The sequence below is a fragment of the Thauera sp. ZXT1-4 genome, assembly GCF_052598215.2.
In genome coordinates this window covers 30,253-50,981 of the sequence record NZ_JBQWSN020000015.1, presented here as the reverse complement: position 1 = coordinate 50,981, position 20,729 = coordinate 30,253, and the positions used below count along the sequence as shown (strand labels likewise).

The 20,729-nt window shown below is 56.1% G+C and carries 25 protein-coding genes; 12 read left to right on the top strand and 13 right to left on the bottom strand.

Annotated features, from left to right (window positions below; genetic code table 11):
- Positions 1-10: 10 nt before the first annotated feature.
- From ACUH78_RS12585 to ACUH78_RS12560, 6 genes are all read right to left on the bottom strand, one after another.
- On the bottom strand, positions 11-1,015 hold the full coding sequence (locus tag ACUH78_RS12585; protein WP_011254855.1) for a YqaJ viral recombinase family protein: 1,005 nt from the start codon (positions 1,013-1,015) through the stop codon (positions 11-13).
- A gap of 76 nt (positions 1,016-1,091) precedes the next feature.
- On the bottom strand, positions 1,092-1,547 hold the full coding sequence (locus ACUH78_RS12580) for a hypothetical protein (RefSeq protein ID WP_334108846.1): 456 nt from the start codon (positions 1,545-1,547) through the stop codon (positions 1,092-1,094).
- A 63-nt stretch (positions 1,548-1,610) separates the two neighbouring features.
- A complete protein-coding gene (locus ACUH78_RS12575; protein ID WP_445333607.1) occupies positions 1,611-2,147 on the bottom strand; it encodes a hypothetical protein in 537 nt (178 codons plus the stop codon).
- Positions 2,148-2,270: 123 nt separating this feature from the next.
- Entirely contained in the window at positions 2,271-2,534 is a 264-nt protein-coding gene (locus ACUH78_RS12570; RefSeq protein ID WP_445333606.1) for a DUF7696 family protein, read from the bottom strand.
- 98 nt (positions 2,535-2,632) lie between these two features.
- Complete coding sequence (locus tag ACUH78_RS12565; protein WP_334108843.1) at positions 2,633-2,962, bottom strand: KTSC domain-containing protein; 330 nt, start codon at positions 2,960-2,962, stop codon at positions 2,633-2,635.
- Positions 2,959-3,969, bottom strand: a complete 1,011-nt coding sequence (locus ACUH78_RS12560) for a toprim domain-containing protein (RefSeq protein WP_445333605.1) — start codon at positions 3,967-3,969, stop codon at positions 2,959-2,961. The genes ACUH78_RS12565 and ACUH78_RS12560 overlap by 4 nt, the downstream gene beginning before the upstream one ends.
- Before the next feature lie 130 nt (positions 3,970-4,099).
- On the opposite strand from ACUH78_RS12560, the gene ACUH78_RS12555 reads away from it, so the two are divergent.
- The 4 genes from ACUH78_RS12555 to ACUH78_RS12540 all read left to right on the top strand — a co-directional run bounded on the left by ACUH78_RS12555 (position 4,100) and on the right by ACUH78_RS12540 (position 6,715).
- Complete coding sequence (locus ACUH78_RS12555) at positions 4,100-4,930, top strand: helix-turn-helix transcriptional regulator (protein WP_445333604.1); 831 nt, start codon at positions 4,100-4,102, stop codon at positions 4,928-4,930.
- A gap of 196 nt (positions 4,931-5,126) precedes the next feature.
- Complete coding sequence (locus ACUH78_RS12550; protein WP_011254848.1) at positions 5,127-5,399, top strand: hypothetical protein; 273 nt, start codon at positions 5,127-5,129, stop codon at positions 5,397-5,399.
- 6 nt (positions 5,400-5,405) lie between these two features.
- A complete protein-coding gene (locus tag ACUH78_RS12545; RefSeq protein WP_445333603.1) occupies positions 5,406-6,377 on the top strand; it encodes an RNA polymerase sigma factor in 972 nt (323 codons plus the stop codon).
- Positions 6,374-6,715, top strand: coding sequence for an ArsR family transcriptional regulator (locus ACUH78_RS12540; protein WP_157866767.1), 342 nt, complete (start codon positions 6,374-6,376; stop codon positions 6,713-6,715). The genes ACUH78_RS12545 and ACUH78_RS12540 overlap by 4 nt, the downstream gene beginning before the upstream one ends.
- 1 nt (position 6,716) lies before the next feature.
- Here the strand turns inward: ACUH78_RS12540 and ACUH78_RS12535 are convergent, their stop codons facing one another.
- Positions 6,717-7,838: a tyrosine-type recombinase/integrase gene (locus ACUH78_RS12535; protein WP_011254846.1), complete on the bottom strand. Its 1,122-nt coding sequence runs from the start codon at positions 7,836-7,838 to the stop codon at positions 6,717-6,719.
- Positions 7,838-8,380 carry a hypothetical protein gene (locus tag ACUH78_RS12530; RefSeq protein ID WP_011254845.1) on the bottom strand — a complete coding sequence of 181 codons (543 nt, stop codon included), beginning with the start codon at positions 8,378-8,380 and terminating at the stop codon, positions 7,838-7,840. Before ACUH78_RS12530 ends, ACUH78_RS12535 begins: the two co-directional genes overlap by 1 nt.
- Before the next feature lie 437 nt (positions 8,381-8,817).
- Here ACUH78_RS12530 and ACUH78_RS12525 point away from each other — a divergent pair, with 437 nt between their 5' ends.
- From ACUH78_RS12525 to ACUH78_RS12495, 7 genes are all read left to right on the top strand, one after another.
- Positions 8,818-9,294 (top strand): hypothetical protein, encoded by a 477-nt coding sequence (locus tag ACUH78_RS12525; RefSeq protein WP_011254843.1) that lies wholly within the window; start codon positions 8,818-8,820, stop codon positions 9,292-9,294.
- Positions 9,284-9,691 (top strand): hypothetical protein, encoded by a 408-nt coding sequence (locus ACUH78_RS12520; protein WP_011254842.1) that lies wholly within the window; start codon positions 9,284-9,286, stop codon positions 9,689-9,691. The genes ACUH78_RS12525 and ACUH78_RS12520 overlap by 11 nt, the downstream gene beginning before the upstream one ends.
- The gene (locus ACUH78_RS12515) at positions 9,688-10,665 is read left to right on the top strand and encodes a DNA-binding protein (RefSeq protein ID WP_445333602.1); all 978 of its coding nucleotides are present in this window, start codon (positions 9,688-9,690) and stop codon (positions 10,663-10,665) included. Before ACUH78_RS12520 ends, ACUH78_RS12515 begins: the two co-directional genes overlap by 4 nt.
- On the top strand, positions 10,665-11,465 hold the full coding sequence (locus tag ACUH78_RS12510) for a hypothetical protein (protein ID WP_445333601.1): 801 nt from the start codon (positions 10,665-10,667) through the stop codon (positions 11,463-11,465). Before ACUH78_RS12515 ends, ACUH78_RS12510 begins: the two co-directional genes overlap by 1 nt.
- An 8-nt stretch (positions 11,466-11,473) precedes the next feature.
- On the top strand, positions 11,474-11,917 hold the full coding sequence (locus ACUH78_RS12505) for a bactofilin family protein (protein WP_445333600.1): 444 nt from the start codon (positions 11,474-11,476) through the stop codon (positions 11,915-11,917).
- A 490-nt stretch (positions 11,918-12,407) separates the two neighbouring features.
- On the top strand, positions 12,408-13,562 hold the full coding sequence (locus ACUH78_RS12500) for a hypothetical protein (protein WP_445333599.1): 1,155 nt from the start codon (positions 12,408-12,410) through the stop codon (positions 13,560-13,562).
- A gap of 103 nt (positions 13,563-13,665) precedes the next feature.
- Entirely contained in the window at positions 13,666-14,058 is a 393-nt protein-coding gene (locus ACUH78_RS12495) for a cytochrome ubiquinol oxidase subunit I (RefSeq protein WP_445333630.1), read from the top strand.
- Here the strand turns inward: ACUH78_RS12495 and ACUH78_RS12490 are convergent.
- From ACUH78_RS12490 to ACUH78_RS12470, 5 genes are all read right to left on the bottom strand, one after another.
- The gene (locus ACUH78_RS12490) at positions 14,006-15,262 is read right to left on the bottom strand and encodes a replication protein (protein ID WP_445333598.1); all 1,257 of its coding nucleotides are present in this window, start codon (positions 15,260-15,262) and stop codon (positions 14,006-14,008) included. The genes ACUH78_RS12495 and ACUH78_RS12490 overlap by 53 nt on opposite strands.
- Before the next feature lie 504 nt (positions 15,263-15,766).
- On the bottom strand, positions 15,767-16,648 hold the full coding sequence (locus tag ACUH78_RS12485) for a ParB/RepB/Spo0J family partition protein (protein WP_445333597.1): 882 nt from the start codon (positions 16,646-16,648) through the stop codon (positions 15,767-15,769).
- Positions 16,645-17,799, bottom strand: coding sequence for a ParA family protein (locus ACUH78_RS12480; RefSeq protein ID WP_445333596.1), 1,155 nt, complete (start codon positions 17,797-17,799; stop codon positions 16,645-16,647). The genes ACUH78_RS12485 and ACUH78_RS12480 overlap by 4 nt, the downstream gene beginning before the upstream one ends.
- 102 nt (positions 17,800-17,901) lie before the next feature.
- Positions 17,902-19,806, bottom strand: a complete 1,905-nt coding sequence (locus ACUH78_RS12475; RefSeq protein ID WP_445333595.1) for a DNA topoisomerase 3 — start codon at positions 19,804-19,806, stop codon at positions 17,902-17,904.
- 12 nt (positions 19,807-19,818) lie between these two features.
- Positions 19,819-20,319 carry a PH domain-containing protein gene (locus ACUH78_RS12470; protein WP_445333594.1) on the bottom strand — a complete coding sequence of 167 codons (501 nt, stop codon included), beginning with the start codon at positions 20,317-20,319 and terminating at the stop codon, positions 19,819-19,821.
- Positions 20,320-20,456: 137 nt separating this feature from the next.
- Here ACUH78_RS12470 and ACUH78_RS12465 point away from each other — a divergent pair, with 137 nt between their 5' ends.
- Complete coding sequence (locus tag ACUH78_RS12465) at positions 20,457-20,702, top strand: hypothetical protein (protein WP_445333593.1); 246 nt, start codon at positions 20,457-20,459, stop codon at positions 20,700-20,702.
- The last annotated feature ends 27 nt before the right edge of the window (positions 20,703-20,729 follow it).

Here is a 20,729-nt window from a genome sequence, read left to right as displayed (position 1 = left end):
GGTTAGGTTTCTAGAACCAAGCTTCCTCTGCTGCACTCTGAAGCATTGCATCAGCGATTTCAGTCTCAGCCTCTGTCGTTCGCTTCGTAGAAGCTTTTGCCGCAGGAGCCTTCTTCTGCAAAGTGATCTTGAATCGCTCAGAGTCATCCTTGCGGAACTGCTCAGCAAGCATAACGAGATCGATGCCGTGGTGCTCCTTCACGCTCTCGAAAAGCGCGCCGTAATCCACCGCTCCCTTGCTTGAGTACTTGGTGGCGACGATGCCGCAACCTTCGTACGACGACTCTCCATTAGCTGCAAGAAGGTTCTCGATGTCTTTTGCACGCGCATCGAGGGTTTCTTTTGCCATGTCGTACTCAAGCTTCGCTTGACGCCATGCACTTGCTGCATCGATCCAAGCATCGGTCGCAGGGATGTCATCGTTGATGACAGCCTCCCTGAAAGTCTTTGCTTCAGCGTACAAACGCTGCTGCTCCAGCGGATCAGACTGCACGGGGATCTTGATCCCCTTCCCCGCCCAATAGACCCAGAAGTCCATCGAGAGGATCTCGCCATTCGATGCAAACATCTGCCACTGCATCTGGGCGAGATAGTAAGCAGGGATTTCACCGGCTTGCGCGGAAACCCATAGCTTCGGCGCATCCCCGTAGCGGGAGTATGGGCACTTGATCTCAACGGCTTTTGTGCCCGTCAAGGTCAAACCATCGAGACTGGCAGCAACCCACGGAATGCCATCATGTTCGATGCAGCACGGCTGGGCATAATCGCCATGATCCTGAATCCAGGCAGCCAAAGCCTCATCTTCCGTCTCTACGCCATGCGCCATAGCAGGGTTCATCTTGTCTGGCTCCCTGCGGCCGGTCATCTCTTCCCACAACTGATACCTCGACTTGAAGGGCGAGATGCCGGCGATCACGGCGATGTTGCTTGCAGTGATTCGCGGGCCGTCAATGTCCTTTCCTGCCCTCCAGTCGTGCCACTCCTGGCTACGCTGGTCGAGTTTAACGATCTTCATAACGATTTCCTCCTATTAAGGTCAGTGATGCGGGGAGGAAATGCGGGTACTAAAGGAAGAAAACGTGCGGGAGGCGTCAACGCGCTGCAGGCTGGCAGGAGGCATCGCACGGAATGAGGTATTTTCCCTTATCGTCTTTGGCAAGGATGTACCACCGTTTTGTCTGGAGCTCGGGCATCCCCTCCCAGACAGGCCGAGAGAAGTTATGTCCCACATTGGCGAGGCTGATCTCACCTTCCTTTTTCGAATAGGTGATGAACACCTCAGGAACTTCCTTCTTCGCCTCAAGCGCCGACGCGACTTTTGTCCCAGCAAACGCACCGACTCCAACCTTGACGACCGCATCAACCGGCACCTTGAACCAGGGAACAAACAGTCCGAGATCAGGGTTACTTACGTCGAATTTCACCTCTTGCAGATAGACCAGGTCGCGGCCTTGTGTGTCTTTGGTCATCGAAGCGCACCCCATAGCAAGCGCAGCCAAGGCTAAAGCCAGAGCCGCTGTGACCTTAATTTTCATTTTCTGCTGCATCTCAAAATCTCCAGACGAAAAAAAACGCACACACTCAAAGAATGAGCATGTGCGTTTTGGTTATTACATCGGAAGTGAATCAGCAGCAACTTGCTGCTTTGCACCACCTTGGCGTTCAGCCTTCTCTTCACCAGTCTGAAGACTGATGAACTTCTCGCCCTGGGGACGCTCTTTGCCGGCGCCAACTTCGCGAACGAAGCCGGAAAGCCAGACTTTGCGGCCGCCGCCGACCTCAAGGTCGCCGTTGTAATACGGCACGTCGGAGTCAGACACTGCCTTGTTGCGCGCCTTCTCGAGACGCTCCTTCGCTTTCGATCGTTCCTCTTCAGTCATTTTGAAGAGGGTGCCACGAAGCCCGCCTGCAACCGAAATGATATAACGGCCGTCATGGACGGCACACTCAATCGGCAAGCGCCCAAAGGCCCCGGGGCTATAGGAACCGTCCGGCTGACGTACATCCTGGGCGGACAAGTGTCCAGCCAGAACGACGGCCGCTTTGACACCTTTACCGACAGGGATCTCGCGGGCTTTCGTCTTTTCCTCAGCTGTGAGGGTGAACATGGCGCCTTGAAGGGCCGAAGTGATGGTGATGATGCTCATAATCTTCTCCTGGTAGGTAGTTGAACTGCACGAGTGAGATGCAGTTCGTCGATTGGTAAAAATTGAATTTCACATGCAACGCTGCATGAACCTACTTTAATCCTATCAGAATGTACAACCGAGCTAGGCTCCTTCAAGGTTCTGCTCTTTCGAGAGCTCATCAATCAGCTGCTGCTTACGTGTCAGCAGCCACTCCTGAACGCCTTTCTCCAGGCGCACAGCAGCCGCGCCCCCCCTGTACCCCTTGATGAGCTCGAAAGTCGATACCCACCATGCCTGAACATCCACTTGTCCCTCGTTTTTGAGACGAAGCGCCTTCTTTGCCCACGACTTGCACTCGCAGACGTGCCTGAAGTCTTCCGAATAGGTGTCGCCCTTGTTTTCCATTTTTCGCTCCTGTTGAGACTGCACAGGAGAGATGTCAAAGGCCAGTAATGAAAAGCCCGCCGCTCACAATGTGGTTTGTGAGGGCGGGCGAGTGGGTGCTAGAACCAGGCTTCGGACACAGCATCTTCTGGCAGCATATAGTCCTCTGCCGTGTACTGAATCACTGATGACTCATCCAGGTTCCGCAAGGTGGAAAAGGAGATCTCCGCCTCGGTGCCAGCATAGTTCGAGCGGATGTTCTCGCTGAAGTACTTCCCCCTACTGGAGGACTTCTTCCAAGCGGCCCATACGTTTTGAGATACACCATCGTAGACGTAGCCGCTGCCGCTTGAGAACACAACACCCAGCCTTTGCTTGAGGACGTCGTATCCGGCAGTGGCTACCGAGCTCGAGGCCATCTTGTAGCCCTTGCTGAACTTCACCTTCATGCCACCCTCCGTCGCAACGAAGCCAGCAGCACGTCATTGATATCTCCGTCCTTGGGGCAATCGACCCATGCACGAATTCCCTCAGACTGAAGTTCACTTGATAGGTCTGCTGCTGCAGTCTGACCTGGTCCATCAGGGTCGAACTTGATGATTACAGTCCGATCTGCAAGGAGCGGATTCCATGCATGGTTCCACTGCCGGCAACCTGGAACAGCAATCACCTCGTCCTCGTACCCCATTGCCACAAGTGACAACAGGTCTATCAGACCTTCCACCAGCGCAACCGTACCCCTGCCTTCGTTCCATCGCCACGGCATGAGTACGCTCCCATGTCGCAGCGCCTTTGGCCCGTATGACTCACCAGGGAGGCGACGGAATTCAACCGCATCATTACCGGGAAACCCGAACATGATCGGTCGATAGACGATAGCAGGGAGCTTCTTTTCCGGACTAAGCAACCCGCTTGCCAACAACAGTTTATTCCCGACAGTGCGGGCCACCTGGCTTGCTGCGATTCCCACATCGGACGAGAGCATCCGGAGATACCCTTTATCGTGAGCCTCCCTCAACAGTGGCATTGGCAGCCCTCGCTCCTGAGTGAGGTAGGTGACTACGTTGTAGTCCCAGTACCCAACCTGAGCATCCAGTAGCTTCTGCATTGCCTCAGCAACCAAGCCAGCGTCCGGAGACGAAGGAATGGCCGCTCTCCTACTATGGCGAAACGGGACAACAACCCGTGCGTCTCCGGCAAGCTTAGCTGCTGCTTCCTTGTGAGAGCAGCGGTAGTACAAAGCCGCTGCCTCAATCACATCTCCATGTGACCCACACGCGAAGCACCGAAAAAACTCTCCTTTCCCAGAAAGAGTCGTCTTTCTGGAATCGTGCTCACTTGGACCGCAGTGAGGGCAGCTGGACCAGCGAGGCCCAGTTCTTGTCTCCACCGGCTCCCCCAGTATTGATGCCAAGAACGACGACAGCGGAACTTGCTTCCTGACTTCTTCGTACATGTTTCATCTCCTTATTCAGGCGTTGATCTGCACGAAGGTAATGCGACCTCAACGATAAGAACTCGACAGGTGTGTTGGCGACCACGGCCGCTAGAGGTGAGAAACAGTTCACAGATAGCAAAAACAAGCAATGGTAAAATTCAGTAAAAATGACGCCAAAATACTGATGCATCCAGCCCAGGCGCGTCGGCGCACCGACCCATTCATGAGTGCCCTTCGCAAACTGCGCTACATGCAGTCCGAGGCGGAGGTTGAGGCGTTGGTTTCTGCTGCGCTGACAGTCGCCGGAATGCGTTCATGGTTCTTGATGATCGGGACCAAAGATGCCGAGGGCTTGTTTGGCGGGACCAACGTCATAGCCATGAGCTCAGACGCGACCGGTTGGATGTCGCGGTACGCGAGGAACAACTGGGCGCTCGTTGATCCGTTTGTTCTTCACACTCAGCACTCAAACACTCCAATCTTCGTGCCGTACGACGTTGAAGGCGAGTCAAATGGCCAGAAAGAATTCCTGAAGGAGTTCTACGGAGCGCTGTTCGCTTACGGAGTAGTCGTCCCGATTCATCTTGCTCAGGAACGCCTGGCTCTCTTGTACGCTGGGAACAACCAGGAGCTATCACGCAAGACAATCGAAGAGGCCGTACCGATCGTTGCAGCAATCGGGCAGGAGGCCGCAATCTGGCTGGAAGCGCAGAGGGAAGTTGAAGAACGGAATCGAGTTCTCCCCCTTACAGCAACCGAGCTTGAGCTTCTCAGCCTCGCACGGCGAGGGTTCTCTACGAAAGACATCGCGGCCATGCAGAAAATAACTACAGCCACCGTGAACAACATTTTCCGCAGAGCCAACGAAAAACTTGGCACGCACTCCAGGCAAGACGCAGCGATCACAGCAGAGCGGCTAGGCCTCTACCGCGCCGCAATGATCTCAAAACGCATCGTTTCCATGACGAAAGTCATATAAGGCCCTGTTATAAAACAGATTTAAAAAACGTTTCTCTACCAAAGCACCGCCCGTGCGTCAAGGAGGGAGGCGTCGCGCTGCACTGCAAAAATGCCCTTGGGTTTGCTGGACGAAATTCTCTGAGCATGTAAAATTCCTCTTACTAGGTATTTATTGTGCACACAGAATTTCATAGTAAAACCACAAGAGGACAACCATGCATCAAGAAGCATCGCTCACTGACGCTATCGGCAAAGCCCTGCTTGGCTTTGAGCCGGGCCAGACCGAAATGGACTTCGGCACGCTCTGCACCAGGAGCGTTACTGCGCTCGAATCTGTCTCTGAGCCCGTCGAAGCTGTTGATCTACTGATCACAGTGATCTCCTGCCTCTCGAATCGCAGCCTCGATGCAGACGAACACAACAAGTTCCGCGAGATGGCAGAATCCCTGGGGCGCGTTTGGACCAAAAAGGCTAACTGCTCACACTAAGCAGAGATGCCAAAATTTTTCTCAGCCGTAGATGCGATCAAGGCGTATCGCGCGGGAAGCCTTACTGCAGACAACTTTCTCTGCTACCTCTATCAGGATTCCCGCGCTCGTTACATCGTCAAAGTAGTCGTACGTAAAACCGGAGTACGTCCATCGCTCTCCGAAGAACTGTTCCAAGAGTCAGTTCTGGTCATCTACAAGCTCCTTGACAAGATCGACGAGCCCGAAGGCTTCTACAGCTTCTGGTACACAATCGCGTGGCGATCTTCCCAGACGATAAGGCGCCTTTACCCTAGCCGCGAGATCCTCGACTCCCAGCGAAGCGAGAACCAAGAACCAGGAGAAGAGGATAGAATCAGCGCCGAAGAGGCTGATACGAGCCTTTTGCCGCTTGACGAAGGCAGCGCTACAGCTTTCGCGCGCTCCAAGTTTTCTGAAAAACTTGCGGAAGACCTCTTGCACAGGGAAATCGTCGCAATGACCACCAAGACCAAGAAGCCTCGACAAGTCGTCGGCTTTGTCTCTAATAGCGTCCAACAAGGCGTCATCAAAGTCGAAACGAGCGAGAAAAAACCAAGAACCGACCTCTCCCCTGAGCAGGCGGAACTAGCGGCTATCCGCGGCGAACTTGGTATCAAGATTGACGACTACGCTCTCGCCCTGAACATCCCGCGTGATCGCTTGACGAGCTACTTGTATGGCAGAGCCAATGTTCCTGCTGAGGTGCTCATCTCTGCTCGAGAACTGCGAGATGCTAGCAGTGCGAACTCTGATTACCCTCAGAAGATCAAGACCCTGTTTTCTGACTGGCGCAATCGTCTGTCGATCACCCCTAGCGATGACGTGAAGCTTGCTGCAGCACTTGGCATCACCGTCGAGCGCCTGAACGCGATCGAATCTGGCAAAGAGCCGATAACATCCCTTCAGTTGGATGAATTCGATAAGCTGGTCGAGCGATTCGAACTCTTCCTTGCATGATGATTGCTCATATCCTTGGGATTGCGCCGCTTCCGGAGCGCCCCTCGGCAGCTCCAGTACGAAGAATTTTGGTTGAAGACACCGTCCGCGCCCCGTCCAGCCCATCCCGGGCAAGCTTCCGGGACACTGTTCTTCGAGTTTTGGCAGAACAGCCACTTACGGTGCCGGAGCTTGCTGACGAGTTGAAAGTCAGCGTCAAAGTAGCTGCAGCAGAGGTCAACAAACTGAGCCAGGCTGGGCTGGTTGCAGAGGAAGGCGTTTTTTTCACGGGCAAGCGCTCCCTCCCCCTCTTCAAGTCGACCGAGACAACTAAAACCGCTCCCCTGCCGAGGAAGTGAGTTAGCGCTCCATCTCCTTCGCGCTCTCGATGTCATCGGCCCCTGCTGTATCTGCATGTCGAGCTGCGTCAGGTCGATGCGCATAGATCTCCGTCGTTGTGACAGAGCTATGGCCAAGTTGGTCTCGCACTGAAAGCAAGTTAGCTCCCTGGCGAATCCAACGGCTCGCTGCGGCGTGACGATACAAGTGAGGGTGCAGGTTCGCCGACAGCTCCTTCCCCGGGCTGTTTTCATCGAATACCGCATCAAGGCCTGCCGCCACAATCCGCTTGTGCATAGCCCGCCGCGTGATGGGCTTTTTAGGGTCCCATTTCGAACCTACAAGCGGCCAGTCTTCACCCCTGGGCTCGGGACTCAACCCGACGTCCAAGCGGTACGCGGCAAGCAACCTCAAACAGACCTTGCTCACTGCAACGTCGCGCCGCTTAAGCCCTTTCCCGACCACCGCCAAGAACCAGGCACCGTCTGACACAAAGAGATCGCTCATCCTGGCTGAGCACAGTTCGCTTACACGCAACCCGAGAAAATACAAGGCCCCAACAGACCATCGATCGGAAATACTGGCTCCTGCTTCATCATCGAGCCACTGCCTGACCGCGCTTTCGACAGACGACTCCAACTGCTTCCGCGTTCGCTGGCTACGGTTTTTTTTGCGCGCGTTCTTCTGCCAAGCACGGTAGAACTTAACCGGGTTCATGCTGACTCGCCTGCTTTCATGCAGGAACGAGTAAAGGTTCGCGATCACGCTCAGCGCCCTCTCCACCGAGGTAGAGGAAAGCCCTGCGCTGGCAAAGGGACGCCAATCTGGCGAGCCAATCGGCCGTCGAGGACCGATCAGATCGGCAGGAGGGTTCCGGAGCCACTCTTCGAAATCCTGGAGATCTTCATAGACAAGTCCATCAAGCGAAATTGACCGCGTCTTCATCCATGCCAGAAAGCGCAGTGTTTCTGCCTTGTACGCAGCCATGGTGTTTTCAGAGGCGGCGCCTACGGCGTCGAGCCAGAGGCGAATTAGCTCTTCGTCGCTGTTGGCGCGTACCAAGGCTCGAGGCAGACGATCGGGAGCGGCCTCCTCCAGCCTTGTAACCTGCCCCTTCTGAACCAGATCCACATCACCGATCATCAAGCACCTTCCTCCCGGCCGGTTTCGACCATGCAGGACCACAAATCCTCTTCCGATTCGAACCAGACCAGATCGTCACCATCCCATCGTCGCACAGCCACCATGCACCCGCCGGCGAAGAGTTTTTTTACTTCCGCAACGACCCACTCCTCACCCTCCTCGATCTCCCCTCTCGACTCCGTGGCAATCAGGATCGCTCCTGGACAAAGGAATGAGTAGAGCGGCTCGCCAGAAACTGTTTCCTCAGCCGGTTCATCCTCGAAGATCCCAGTGGCACCTGGGCCCACCTCGAGATCGGGCTTGGTCTTCTGCTGTGCAAGCCGACTGATCTTCATGAACCGCGCTTCGGCCCGCGTAAGAACAGGCAACCCATTAACCGCATCGACCCATCGCTGCTCAACTTCATCTCCCGTGAAGACGCGGCTCAGATGACGGACCGTAACCCCCCATCGATACGCAAGGTTCGAGAGCGACCAGCCTTTCGCGGAAGCTGCTTCGCGCAGTTCGTTCCTGGCCAACCGTTGCGTGCGCTCTCTGATCATCGGCGATCAACCCGCGGGTCACTGAATTCTGAACTTACGGCCATCTGTGTCACTGAATCTTGAAATCTAGGCCTCTATTTTAGACATAGGCGTCTATTAATACAAACTTAAACATTTGATTTTAATTGATTCATGGGCAATCAAAGGCCACCGCCTTAAGTGTTTTAGAACCGCCATCTTCCATGCCCCCCCTTCCAAAGTTCCCATAATGGGGGGTTATGGGAACCGACTGACCATAACTAATAAGTTTTGGACGTTTGACGTCCGAAAAACGTTTGGAAAAATCCGATACAATCAGAGTCCTTAGCACTACAATCAGATCGAGAATCCAGTGAGCGCACTGACGCAAAATGCAGCAACCGACGAACCCAAGGGGCGACAAGGGCTACCGGCTCTTTCCCACACACTTATCCACACAAATCTGAGGACAACGGAACGTGCGCAGCGCTTTTTCCGCTTGGCTCAGGCTAGTGCGAGCCTTCCTGCATCACGGCGCCCTGCTTTTGGCTGGCCGTGCGGTCTCGAGGCGTCCACCGACCGCTCACCGAGGCCTGTTCATCCACCTGTTCACGCTCAACGTGCTGACGCTCGCACTTGGCTCAGCCCTTCGATCCTGGCCCCTGACGGTGATGCAGCTGGTGGCCACAGTCCTGCTAGCAGCTTTGTTCCTGGTGGCGTGCGTTCGCCTATGCGAGTACCTGTGTCGCTACCTGGCAGGCAGCTCCGCGTTGAGCGATGGCGCTTCATGGCTGCTCCTGCTCACGCTCCTCCCTGCCACGACGATCGAAACGATCTCGTCAGCGCTCGGCGCATCAGTCTCTCCGCTGCTGACGGCATTGGCCCTCACCCGGCTGCCGCAGCAAATACGTGAACTCCAAAAACTCAAGGACAAGGACCCAAGCCATGACCTCTGAACAGACAGCAAACACCTATAGCGGCCTCACCGTGACATGGCACTTCGTGGCAGCCACCGTATTCGTCTTCTTGAGCACGATGCTGGCGGCGATGGCCGTGCGCGGTTACGCCCCGCTCCTGAGCGGTAGCCTCTCTGCTGCGTTCCTCGGGACCACCGTCCTAAGCGCCTTTGCGGGCTACGGCCTGCAACAGAGGAAGCGCTGGGCGGTAGGCCTGAGCCACATCCTTACAGGAGTGATCGCCATCGGCGCTTTGGCCCTGATCCTGATGCCGCACTACGCGCCCGAGATCGCCCCGCGTACCAACCTGCCCTTCTGTGCGGTAGTACTCCTCACCTCGATGGCCTGCCTTGTCTCAGGGCACCTCGCCATTCGCTCGAAAGGGGCCACTCGATGAGAGCCACCGCAGTTTCCTTCGAGGACGTTCGGAACGCCTTCTTCGAAGTTCTCGCCGAAGGAGGAAATCCAACATTCGAGGCGATCTACACCAAAATCGGCCGCAGAGGCGGCGCAGATGTGGTCAGGAAGCTCATTGCCGAGGTCAAGACAGAAGCGGCAAACCTGCACGAAAAGCTCACGCTCTCACGCATGCCAGGAGTGCCTGACCCCTTGGTCGATCTGCTCAATGAGTTCGCGCGTACATCATGGGATCTGGCCCTGGACGGAGCCACCAAGAATCTCGAGGCAGCTCGGGCTGACCTGGAGCGTAAGGAAGACGCGCTCGAGGAAGAAAACAAGGCCCTACGGGCGACCGCAGATGATTTCGTGCAGAAGGCTCTACTGCTGCAGAAGGAGCTTGCCGGCCTCGAGCGTATGTGTGCTGAGCGCACAGAGCGCATCCAGGCGCTCACAGAAGAGGTCCAGCACCTCACGGAGCGCAACGAGAACCTGCACGCCGAGATCGCCCATTACCAGAGACGGATTGGCGAACTTGAGGGCAGCGTCCAGGCTGAACGCGAGCGTGGTGATCGCTTGCTCGCATCAGCGACGGAACGTCACGAGCTCGCGCTCGCCTCCCTGACTGAGCGTCACCAAGCCTTGGTTGCTGAGCTAAGGGCGGAAGCCGAGCGGCAGATGAAGCTTGCCGATGACCGAGCAGACGGCGACCGAAAGCATCTTTTGAAGCAAACAGACGACCTTCGACAGGAGTTCGTCAGGAAAGAAAGCTCGCTTAAACAAGCGCTTGAAGGCGCTCAAATAAATGAGAAAAAAGCACGGGAAGAACTGCGAGATTGCCGCAAGGAGAGCGCCGGACTGAGAGAACAGCTTGCGGAAGCCAATGGAAAAATTACAGCGCTATCAAGCATTGAGGCCTTGATCGGGTCGCTTAGGACGGCAAATAACACACCGGAACGTAAGGAGCAGGACTGATGAGGTACGACGAAATTGAGCGTTCGCTAGGGGTAGGCTCTGAGGACAGTGATCGCGTTATCGATGCCGAGCTCGTATCACCCGGGCGACTGAGGCTGATCACGATTGCATCGTTGGTCATCTCCATGGGAGCAGTGGCGACCGCTGCATGGTTTGCAGCCGTCGCCACGACTCGGCCAGCAGAGCAGAGTGCTGTCCATCAGTCCTCGCAACCCCTTGTTGATGTGGTTCGTCAGGATGCATTTGATGCGCTACACGCCTCAATTGATGACCGGGAAGAAACATACAAGGCCCTGTTCGAAGCCAACCAGGATCGCGTCTCAAGCCTCGAGGCACGCACGAAGCAACTTGAAACCGCGCTTGCCGCTCTGCTGCCGCTGATCGGGAACGCAATGAGTGCGATTGAGGAGTCTCCACGCTCCGAAGCCGCGACGAAAACAACACCTCAGAAACCTGTTGAAAAAAAACCGCAAGTAGCGATGCCTGCCAGACAAGCAGCTCCTCAACCGTCCGTAGCCACAATCGCTCCTCCTCCCCCGCGCCCGGCTCAAATGGTCGTGCCGCCCATCGCCCCTACACCAACGCAGACCTCAACAATCGACGAGACCTCGCTGCCGATGCGCGTCATCAGCAAACAGGCTGCTGGCATTCAATTCAAGGGAGAAAGCGAGATTATGGACTCGAGTGGCAAGTCCGTACGAGCTGGGCAGACTGCAGCAGGTCTCGACGGAAAGGTCCTACGAATCAGCCCAGAAGAAGGCTTGGTCATCACCGACCAACGAATCTACGTACTCGAGTGAGGCGCCCCATGTTCAAACTTCCAGGCAAAGGGAAAGACCGTAAGCAAACTTCTCATGAGACAGCCCAAGGTCTTGGCATCACTTCTCTGATCGCGAAGGGTGTGACCGTCAAGGGAGCTATGGACCTCCAGGCGGGAATCAAGATTCACGGCCGCGTGCTGGGCGACGTCACGATCGCGGACGGATCAGGCGTCGTTCTGTTGCACGCAGAATCAGAGGTCTTTGGTTCAATCCTCGCTGAGCGCGTATTTGTGGCCGGAACAGTTCAAGGTGACATTCGCGCTCGGGAAGTTCACCTGTACGGGACTGCCAACGTCACTGGAGAAGTGAGCTACGGCACGATTGTGATACACGATGGCGCCATCCTGAACGGCTACGCGCATCACAAAAACGCTGATCGGTCCTTACTTCGCGAGAAGGTCGAAGCCGGCGTCGTTATCGACGCAAAATAGATTCAATTACCTTCAAATAAGGTTGCTTTGTAAAAGATTTCCGTCGACATAAGCTAACTGATAGAATCGCAAACGCGCCTTTTTAGGCCAGATGGATACCGAAAACCAAACAATCAAAATCTCTGCGAGACACCATCTAGCGAAGAAAACCAGACACTGAAAACACAAAGCCCTGGGATCGAGGTACGAACTCGAGCCCAGGGCTTATGTGCACAACTTGCGATTACGTGTGATACGTGATCTGTACTTGCTAAGAAAAATCGGTTGGCGCCGATAGATCCCACAACGATGGAGCTATCTTAGCAAGTGCAAATTACGCGTCAAGGGTTTCTATCGACTTTTTTCCAGAAAAAGGGAAAAGTCGGCCTCTTGGACCGTTTTTGTGGCCTCCTCATACTCTGCTGCCCCGCTGTCTTCACAGCCACGGCGGCTTCCCAAGCTCCTCGTCGACGCTAAAGCACGCGTCTTCGATTCGCTCAAGTTTCTAGACTTGAGCACCCTTGCCCGGCGCACGTTGTCGGGGCTCCTCACATTCCTGAATATCCGGAAGCTTGATCAGCCTTTGTGGCCTGAGAGAGAAGTGTTACGCAAGGAGTGCCATCTGGGCAGCGTTGAAACGCTCAGTCGCGGCATTCGAGAACTCTCCGATCGCGGCTACCTGGTCAGGGAGCAATGGCGACGACGCGACGCAGCTCGCCATGGACAGTTCGCTTATTCCAAAACCTGGCTCACCAATCGCTGCCTGATCGAGCTCGAGCTCCTCTGCCCTGCTCCACAGACCCCCCCCTCGCAAGACCAGCTCGATGCTATCGAGGCATGGGAGGCCATTCAGGCAGCAGTTCCTGTCACCGATCTGATTCTGGACGCACAAGAAGGCGCTGGAGACGACGAAAAGCATTCAGACGTCGCATCCTATTCCGACGGACCCTTCGAGGCGCCACAGGCCTCAGAATCGCTGCCTGCCACGGATATACGCGATGACAGGGAGACACATCCCCTCGAAAAATTTTGTCCACAGGCACCGTCGGTCAATTTGACCCTCGGTATACAAGAGATTGAACGTCCTACTAAACCTCAACTCTTAAGAGAACAACCCGGAACCGCCATAGCTGAATCAACCGCCAGGTCTTCAGGGGATCTTTCTGAAAAACCTCAACCCCAGATAGACCCGTCAAGCCGTTTGCCAGTCGAACTGACCCCACTGTTCGACTACGGGTTAAACAAACCGGCCATTGCTTACCTCATGCGGCTTGCCAGAGAAGCCAACAAAGCAGGAGCCCTCGGGTCGATCTGGATGCTTGCAAAGTCTCGAATCGATGCGCTGAAACTACGAGGGAGAGCGGTCTTCAAATACCTTCGGGCCATGATCCACAAGCCAACCGACTTCGCATGGGTCGCGGCGAAAAACGCCCAAACTGAAGCTATCAGGCGGGCGCAGTCTGAAGCTGGGCGACACGTTGATATCAAGTGCGCTGAGCTCGAGGGCCAGCTTTTCAGGGGCGAAGAAGGGACACTGATTAAAGTCGAAACCAACGGGCTGCTGCGTGTCCAGAGACCTGGAGATGTGGTGCGATACGGCCGGATGAACGCAGAGTTTCTAGAAGCACTTGCAGCAGGGCGCTTACGTCGGATCGTAGCGGATTGATCGAGCTGGATCATCGGAGCGTGTGGAAAACCGCTTCGCGATCGAGATCCCGCGCCTCGGGAGCCTGATTCTCACGCACAGCTGAGACTGCCAGTTTTCCGGGCTGAAGGAATTCCCGCGCGAAGACCGGCGGCCGGTGGCCGTGATGTTCTGGTCCTTCTGCATCAGAGTCGGGCTCGGGGTGCTGATGATCCTGCTCGGGGCCTGGAGCCTGCTGTTGCGAAGCGGTGGTTTGCAACCGTCCCCCTGCTGGTGGTCCTGTGTGCGGCCGGTCTGCTGCGGGCCCTGCGGGGAGCACCGCATTTTGCGTCCGTTGGCTACGTGCTTGGCCTGGTCTTTCTGGACTACACCGGGCTGGCGATCCGGCCAGAATCAGCGCGGGAAGGGTGCCGACTGTGGTTTCTGCCATGTCCGTTCTCCTGTCTCTCGAGCCGCGTGCGGGCTCAGGCGGCCATCGGACGTAGGTGAATGCGCCCTTCTTCAACAGCTTGCATGACGCGCAGATTCACCGGGATCGCCACACGGCCGCGTCGCGGATCGACCCCTTCGATATAGCCGTTTTCACCGCGAACCTGAAGCGTCCCAAGCACCCTCCCTTCCGCATTGCGCGCGAGCCAGCCGTGGCACCGGGACAGCAACAGCGTGAGCTTTTCCTGCAGACGCGTTGTGGCGTGCGGGGTGAGCTGGCCGTCGAGTTCAGTGGCGGTCTGCTGGTTGAGCAGATGCTTGAAGTCGCGCTTCTGGCTCAGGATCTTGCGCAGGTAGGCAAAGACTGAACGCCCCCGCAGCCCTTCGATGTACGGCCAGAAGAGCTTCACCGCAGCACCGAGCACCCCTTGCTGGCCTTGGCGTCTGGCGTAGGCCATGAGCGTGCAGATGAGCATTCTCGAGACACCGAGCTGCATGAGTGGCAGCACGTCTTTGGGCAAGCGGGTTTGGGGGTCGATGTTTTCGGGAGAATCCTTCAACGACGACACGTTGGGCGTGCGCTCGCGCGTGGGAAGTTGTCCTTTTAGCTGTAGATCAAGGGTAGGTTCACTCTCTTGTAAACCGTGTCTCACGGTGGGACACGGCACCTGTGGATAAGTGTCACGGAGGCCGACAGCCGTAGGCTCCCGGGGAGCCGTGTCCGCCTCCCAGCCTGTTTCGTCATCCTCCCAGTCGGTGCGACCGTCTTCCCACGACTCGATGATCTCTGCCTGGTGCCGTGCGTCGTAGGCTTCAAGTGAGTCCTCGAGCTCGAGCAGGCCAGCGGTACTTAGAGAATCGACTGAGCAGGTGAGGGCGTCGAACGCAGCGGAGGAGGAGGAGGGGGAGGGGGATACGCCTGCTCCTGTGTGCTGTTCGACCTCGATCGAGGTCGCTTGCGTTGAGGCGGGCGCGGTCGAGAGTATCCGAGGGCCTGTCAGCCCGAGCATCAACAAGGTCTTCTCGAGCACGTAGATGTTGCTTCGACTGAACTGCCCATAGCAGCGGCGTCCCCAAGTGCGGACTTGCTCGCGACGGATGTAGCCTTTGTCTTCAGCTTCCTGGAGTCCACGGTACAGCGAGGCTCGGCTGCCGAGCAGGGTTTCAGCTTGAAGCGTGTCACGAAAGGCAAAAACAGGTTGCTCAGGATGGCCAAGCTTAAAAAAAGCCAGCACACCGTAAAGCACCTGGCGGCCGGTCTGCGATAGGTCCTGGCAGAACAAGCGGTTCATCACCGCGGCTCGTGCGTTGATCAGCGGGGCAGGGAGAAAGCGCGGCCGTGGGCCGTCGCAGCCCCCACGGCCCGCATTAGGGCGAATTGAGGTAGTCACGTGAAAAAGTCCGGATCTGCCCGTTTTCACGGGCAACAGAAATCCTTGACGTTTTTCCGCTGTTTGGTACCATTCGCCTCAGTGATTGGAGGCTTATTGACCGGTTGGCGCCGGTTGGTACAAGTCAGCAGAAAAGCATCACCCCTTTAAGATCTACCCCGCACGGTTGGCGCCGATGCGGGGTTTTTCTTTTTCAGCAGGATGTGTTCGTTTTGGTCGCTACATCGCGATCTCCAGTCTATAAACGTGCGAAACCCCGCTCGGGGCGGGGTTGCGTGATGGTCAGCAGGCTGTCAGAGGCTTGGTGACGTGGCCGTCCAACAGGTCTCGCCGTAGTATCCGTTTTGCCATTTCCACGTTCATCGAAAAAAATTCTATAAAAATCATCGAGTTGCCCGTGGCAACTCAGTCTTTGGTCGCATTGGCGTACCTACTGACCACTTCCTCGATCTCTGCTTTCAGCGCCTTCGCATCGGATTCATCAACAAAGTCCAGTCGAAGAGAGTGTCCGCTTAGCCGAAAAGAGCAGAACGCTGCTTTTCCCCTTCGGATTGTTGATATCTCTGGCTCTGCTTTCTCTTTTCCTCTGTTTGCTCCTGAAGTCTTGATCAGAGAAATCGCTTGTTTCAGAGTGATCTCTTCAGAGGCGACTTTTTCAAGGGCCTGTGCGATCGCCTCAGCAGAATGCTGCTCAACAAGCTTCGCCAGCTCTACGATCGCACGGGCCCCAAACTTATCTGGACTCTTCTCAATGACGTTCAGCGCCAAAGACGGTAGCGATCCGAACGACATGAGACGAGAAACGATACTTTTGTTGATCCCGGCCTCTTCAGCAATCTCCGTTTGATTCTTGCCGGTTGAAGCCATTCTTGCCTTAAATCCCAAGTACTTTTGGTAGTCCGGCAAGTCAACAGACAGCAAATTCGCGTAGAAAGCTGCTCGCTCGACGCCGTCCTCATCGAGATCCAATACATGGACATCGATCTCTGTGCGCTCAAGCTCTCTGTATGCAGCGACCCGGTTGTGACCTGAAATGATCTCGAACTTCCCACTGTCGAGACGTCGAACGGTGATCGGGGTGGCCAGTGGGTTGTTCGCGAGATTTTCAACGAGTTGCTCGTATTGCTCGGGAGTAAGCTTCCTGCGTCGGCCAGGGACTTCTTCAAGGAGGTCCAGGCTGATCTTTGCGGTTACGGTAAATCGATCTGCTGGAGGCTTACCGAACTCGTCATCAGCTGGCATCGTACGAAGAACTAACCCGACTCGGTCGCGTTCGCGCGTTTTCATTTCTTATCCCCCTTGGTTTTCGAGAGTCGGTCGACAATCTTTTCGCGGATGTAAGCTGCGAACGCTCTGTACTCACAAGCGGATGTTGATGTCGGTTTCGTAATGGAGAGCGGCATGCTGCGCTCTTGAGAGTTAGGCAGATCTTCACTTACGGAGATCACGTAGGGTGAAACGCTTTCGCTGTAAGTCTCGAGCTCACGCCTCATGCGGCTAATGCGGCCGACATTTGTAGAGTAATGCGTCGGGAGGATGATGAGTTCAGGCTTCAGCACCCATTCATCCTTGAACACATGGATCTCGGAAATCATCTTGCTGATGCCCTTGATCGAAAAAACATCCATCCGGATCGGCGCGATCAGTAGGTCAGCGGCGACCATTCCCGAGGAGGTGGTAGTCGAAACGGTAGGCGGGCAGTCAAGAATGATGACGTCATAGCCGCTGGTGTCGAACCCGGGGATCGCCCCTTTTGCGGCTTCATCGAGCATGTTGCGCAAGAATCGCTCTCGGTTTCCTGTTGCCACAAGAAGAGTCCGTTCGATGCTGCTCAGAAATGTGTCGGCTGGGACGAGATGAGGCCCGTGTTCCCCAAAGGGCTTTTTGATGAGGCCTTTCAGGTCATAGGGCATCTGCCGAACGCGGCCTCCTTGCTGGGAGCTCACGTATGCCTCCAGGACATTCGCGAGCGTTTCGCGAACCACTGCCTTCTCACTCAAGCCGAAGCTTTCGGCTTCCTCCACCATGATGTCAGGCTCGTAACCCATGATTTGTGTTGCGGAGGCCTGGGAGTCAAGGTCGACCAGCAGCGTCCGAAAGCCTAGCAGCTGAAGCTCTACGGCCAGCTCAACAGAGGTGACTGTTTTGCCTGTCCCGCCTTTGCACACGGTCACGGCAATGACGAACGGCTTTCCATGAGTCTGAGGAACCTTGAGGTAACCCTGCGCCCGTCGCCAGAGCGCAATCTCGAAAATCTGCGAAGGCTCATAGATCCGGATAGGGGGTGCCCCAGGGTTCGTATCGGAAGCTCTCCGAATATCGAAGTTCTCCGAATAACCCCGGAGCGTGACATCTGTGACGCCAAGCATCGCCGCCGCCTGTCGAATCCGATAGGTCACGCTTCCGATGTCCGCAAATGTGTCTCGAGGTTGGCTCATGGTGTTTCTTCGTTGTTGAACTATGGTTGCATTTATAGCCAAAAGAGAGACTTGATGCAAATACCTTCTAAGTGAATGTTAGCAGAGAGACCCTGATCAAGGTCATAGTGGCAGTCCTGCAGTAGCGCTTGCCCTGCTGGACGGTTGTTGGGATCTGCGTTGCTCGAGCAGCTTCGCCCGTTTGCTCTTCGCGATCTCCTTGTCGCCGACGATCGCCTTTTTTCCGACCGACTCACGCACGTCGTCGACGAATTGCTTGCACATACCCCTGACGCGCTGCATGTAGTCGCCTGGCTTCATTTCTCCGGCCGCAATCAAGCCGAGCGCATCTTCCCAGAGCGCTGTCAGGCAAGGGTCCGTCAAACGCTCGGGGAGACCATGAACCACAGCACGGCCAAATGGGGTCGAGATGAGTTCTCGGTTCTTAACCGCGACGTAGCCGCGCTCCTTGAGCGTCTCGATGATCTTCGCCTGGGTCGCCGCGGTTCCGATTCCTGACGTTTCCTTCAGGATCGCCCTGAGCTTGGGGTCTTCGACGTACTTGGCCACCGAGCTCATGTCGTCCAGCAGCGTCTTCTCGGTGTAGCGTTTCGGAGGCGCAGTTTTCCCCTTCACAACGCGCACGCCGGCGATCTGAAGTGAGGCACCGTCCGACACCTGGGGCAGGGCCTTGTAGGTATGCGGTTCCAGCGCTCGCCAGCTCTTGGCCATGTTGAGCGACACCTCGCCCTTAGTCGAAAGCTCGATCTCTCCGTGAGTAAACGACACGAGCGTTTCCTCGATCTCGTGTGAAGGAAGGAGACTCATCAGGAAGCGTTCGGCCAGAACCAGCCATGCCTTTTGCTCGTCTGCGCTGAGGGTCGTGAAGTCGGCAGGCTTAACGGTCGGTGTCAGCGCGTGATGCTCTGTTACCTTCGACGAGTCGTAGATCGACTTTCGCGGCGCAGCCAGAGAGAGGAGGGGGGCGAAACGCGAAAACTGAGCTTGCTGGACGATGTGTTGAGCGATCGTGAGCGCATCGCCTGCCTGCCCTGCCGGCATGTACTCGCAGTCGGTTCGTGGGTAGCTCGCAAGCTGGTTCTTGGAGTCGTAGAGGGACTGAGCCATCTCGAGCGTTTTGGAGGCGGACCAGCCATAACGCGTGTTGCACTCACCCTGGAACGTGCGGAGCATGAACAGCCGGTGAGGGCTTTCCTTTTTCACCCCAGTCTTAACCGTTACAGTAACGGACTGCTGTTTCTTGATCTCCTCCGCGATCCGCTTCGCGTCAGCTTCATTCCAGATCCGCTTGTCTTCGTCCGAGGGGTTATAGGTCAGCACGATAGGGCCGCTCGGGGATTGAAGCGTGACTTCCAGACTGAAGAAAGGACGCGCCCCGAACTTCTCGATTGTTTCGTCACGACGGACAACGAGGGCCAGCGTCGGGGTCTGCACGCGACCGACGGAGACGAGCTCGTCGTCGGCCAGAAGCTTCGTTGCGGCCACCGTCAGGTTCATGCCGATGATCCAGTCGGCTTCGGACCGGCACTTCGCAGCCTGGTACAGGTTGGCAAATTCCGCGTTCGGCCGCATCGAGCTCAGTGCTTTTTTGACCGTGACCGGATCGGTCGCATTGATCAGCAGCCGCAACGTCGGCCCGTTCCAGCCACTCACTTCGAGGATTTCGTCGACCAACATCTGGCCTTCCCGATCCGGGTCGCCCGCATTGACTACCTCGGATGCCTCCAGCAGTAGCGACTGGATGACGCGCAGCTGCGCCTTGGAGTCGGGCTTGGGCAGAAGCTTGAACTGCTCGATTGGATAGGGGATGACCTTAACCGCCGTGTTCCAGCTCTTCCACGTCGGATCATATGCTTCCGGAGGCGCAAGCTCGAGGATGTGTCCGTGCGCCCACGTAACCACGTCGGCACCTGCCCGAATGAATCCATCCTCGCGGGACTTCAGGCCAGGAAGATTCTCTGCGATTGCCTTGCCCAGGGACGGCTTTTCGGCGATGTACAGGCGCATAGTCGATTCTGTTTAGTCGTGGGTGGTTCGAGATCGGTCTTTGCCAAGCATCTTGGAGACCATCTCCTTAGTCTGCATGGGGCGGCTAACCGACTTGAAAACGATCTCCGACTCGTCGCTGCCTGCCGAAGAAAACTCCAAGTCGCCGTAGCCAAAGAGCCGGCCAACGAGCGACTGCGTAACGGAGATCGAGCGTACGTGGGCGACCTGGATTTGGTGAGACTTGCGTGCGATGAGGCCGTATCGAGCAGTGATCGCATCGGGCGTCACCGTGTAGAGCGCCGAAAACTTCAAGTAAGCGATCCTGAGCCCCGCGAACCCTACGCAAGCAAAGCCAGCTGTAGCGAGGACGGAAGCCTCAACCCCCGATGTCTCGGACACCCCAGGGAGGAAAAGCACAAAGGCGACCGCGAGCATGGATAGACCTGCCAGCAAAAGTGCCCACAGCGGGTAGATCGACCGATTGGCGACCCGTAGGTTAAGAGAACGCCCTTCGATCACTGACGAATCCATGACTTTCCTCCTAAAATTTGACTAGCATCCTTCCTTCGGTTAGAACTGACTCCGTACACCAAGGAGCAACGGGAAATGCTGCCTCGGTATCACCTCGACGCCGAACCATCAAGGGCAGGTTCGGTGAGGAGAGCTAAATGGATGCCAAGTCCCTCTTGGGCTTCATCATGATTGCCGGTTTGTTTTATTTCATAGCTAAGGTGCTGATCTCGCTATCCAATACCTGGGTCGGAGATTTTCTCCTTGGTTCTGGCGCTGGATATCGCAAGAAGAACGGATACAGGCGTGTTCTATACAGTGGAAACGACGATCTCAATGACGCAAACCACATGAGCAAACTTGGAGTCGGTCCGATGACTTTTAGGGCTGATGACGATTACTAAGAGATGGCCGGGTTAGAACCCGGCCTT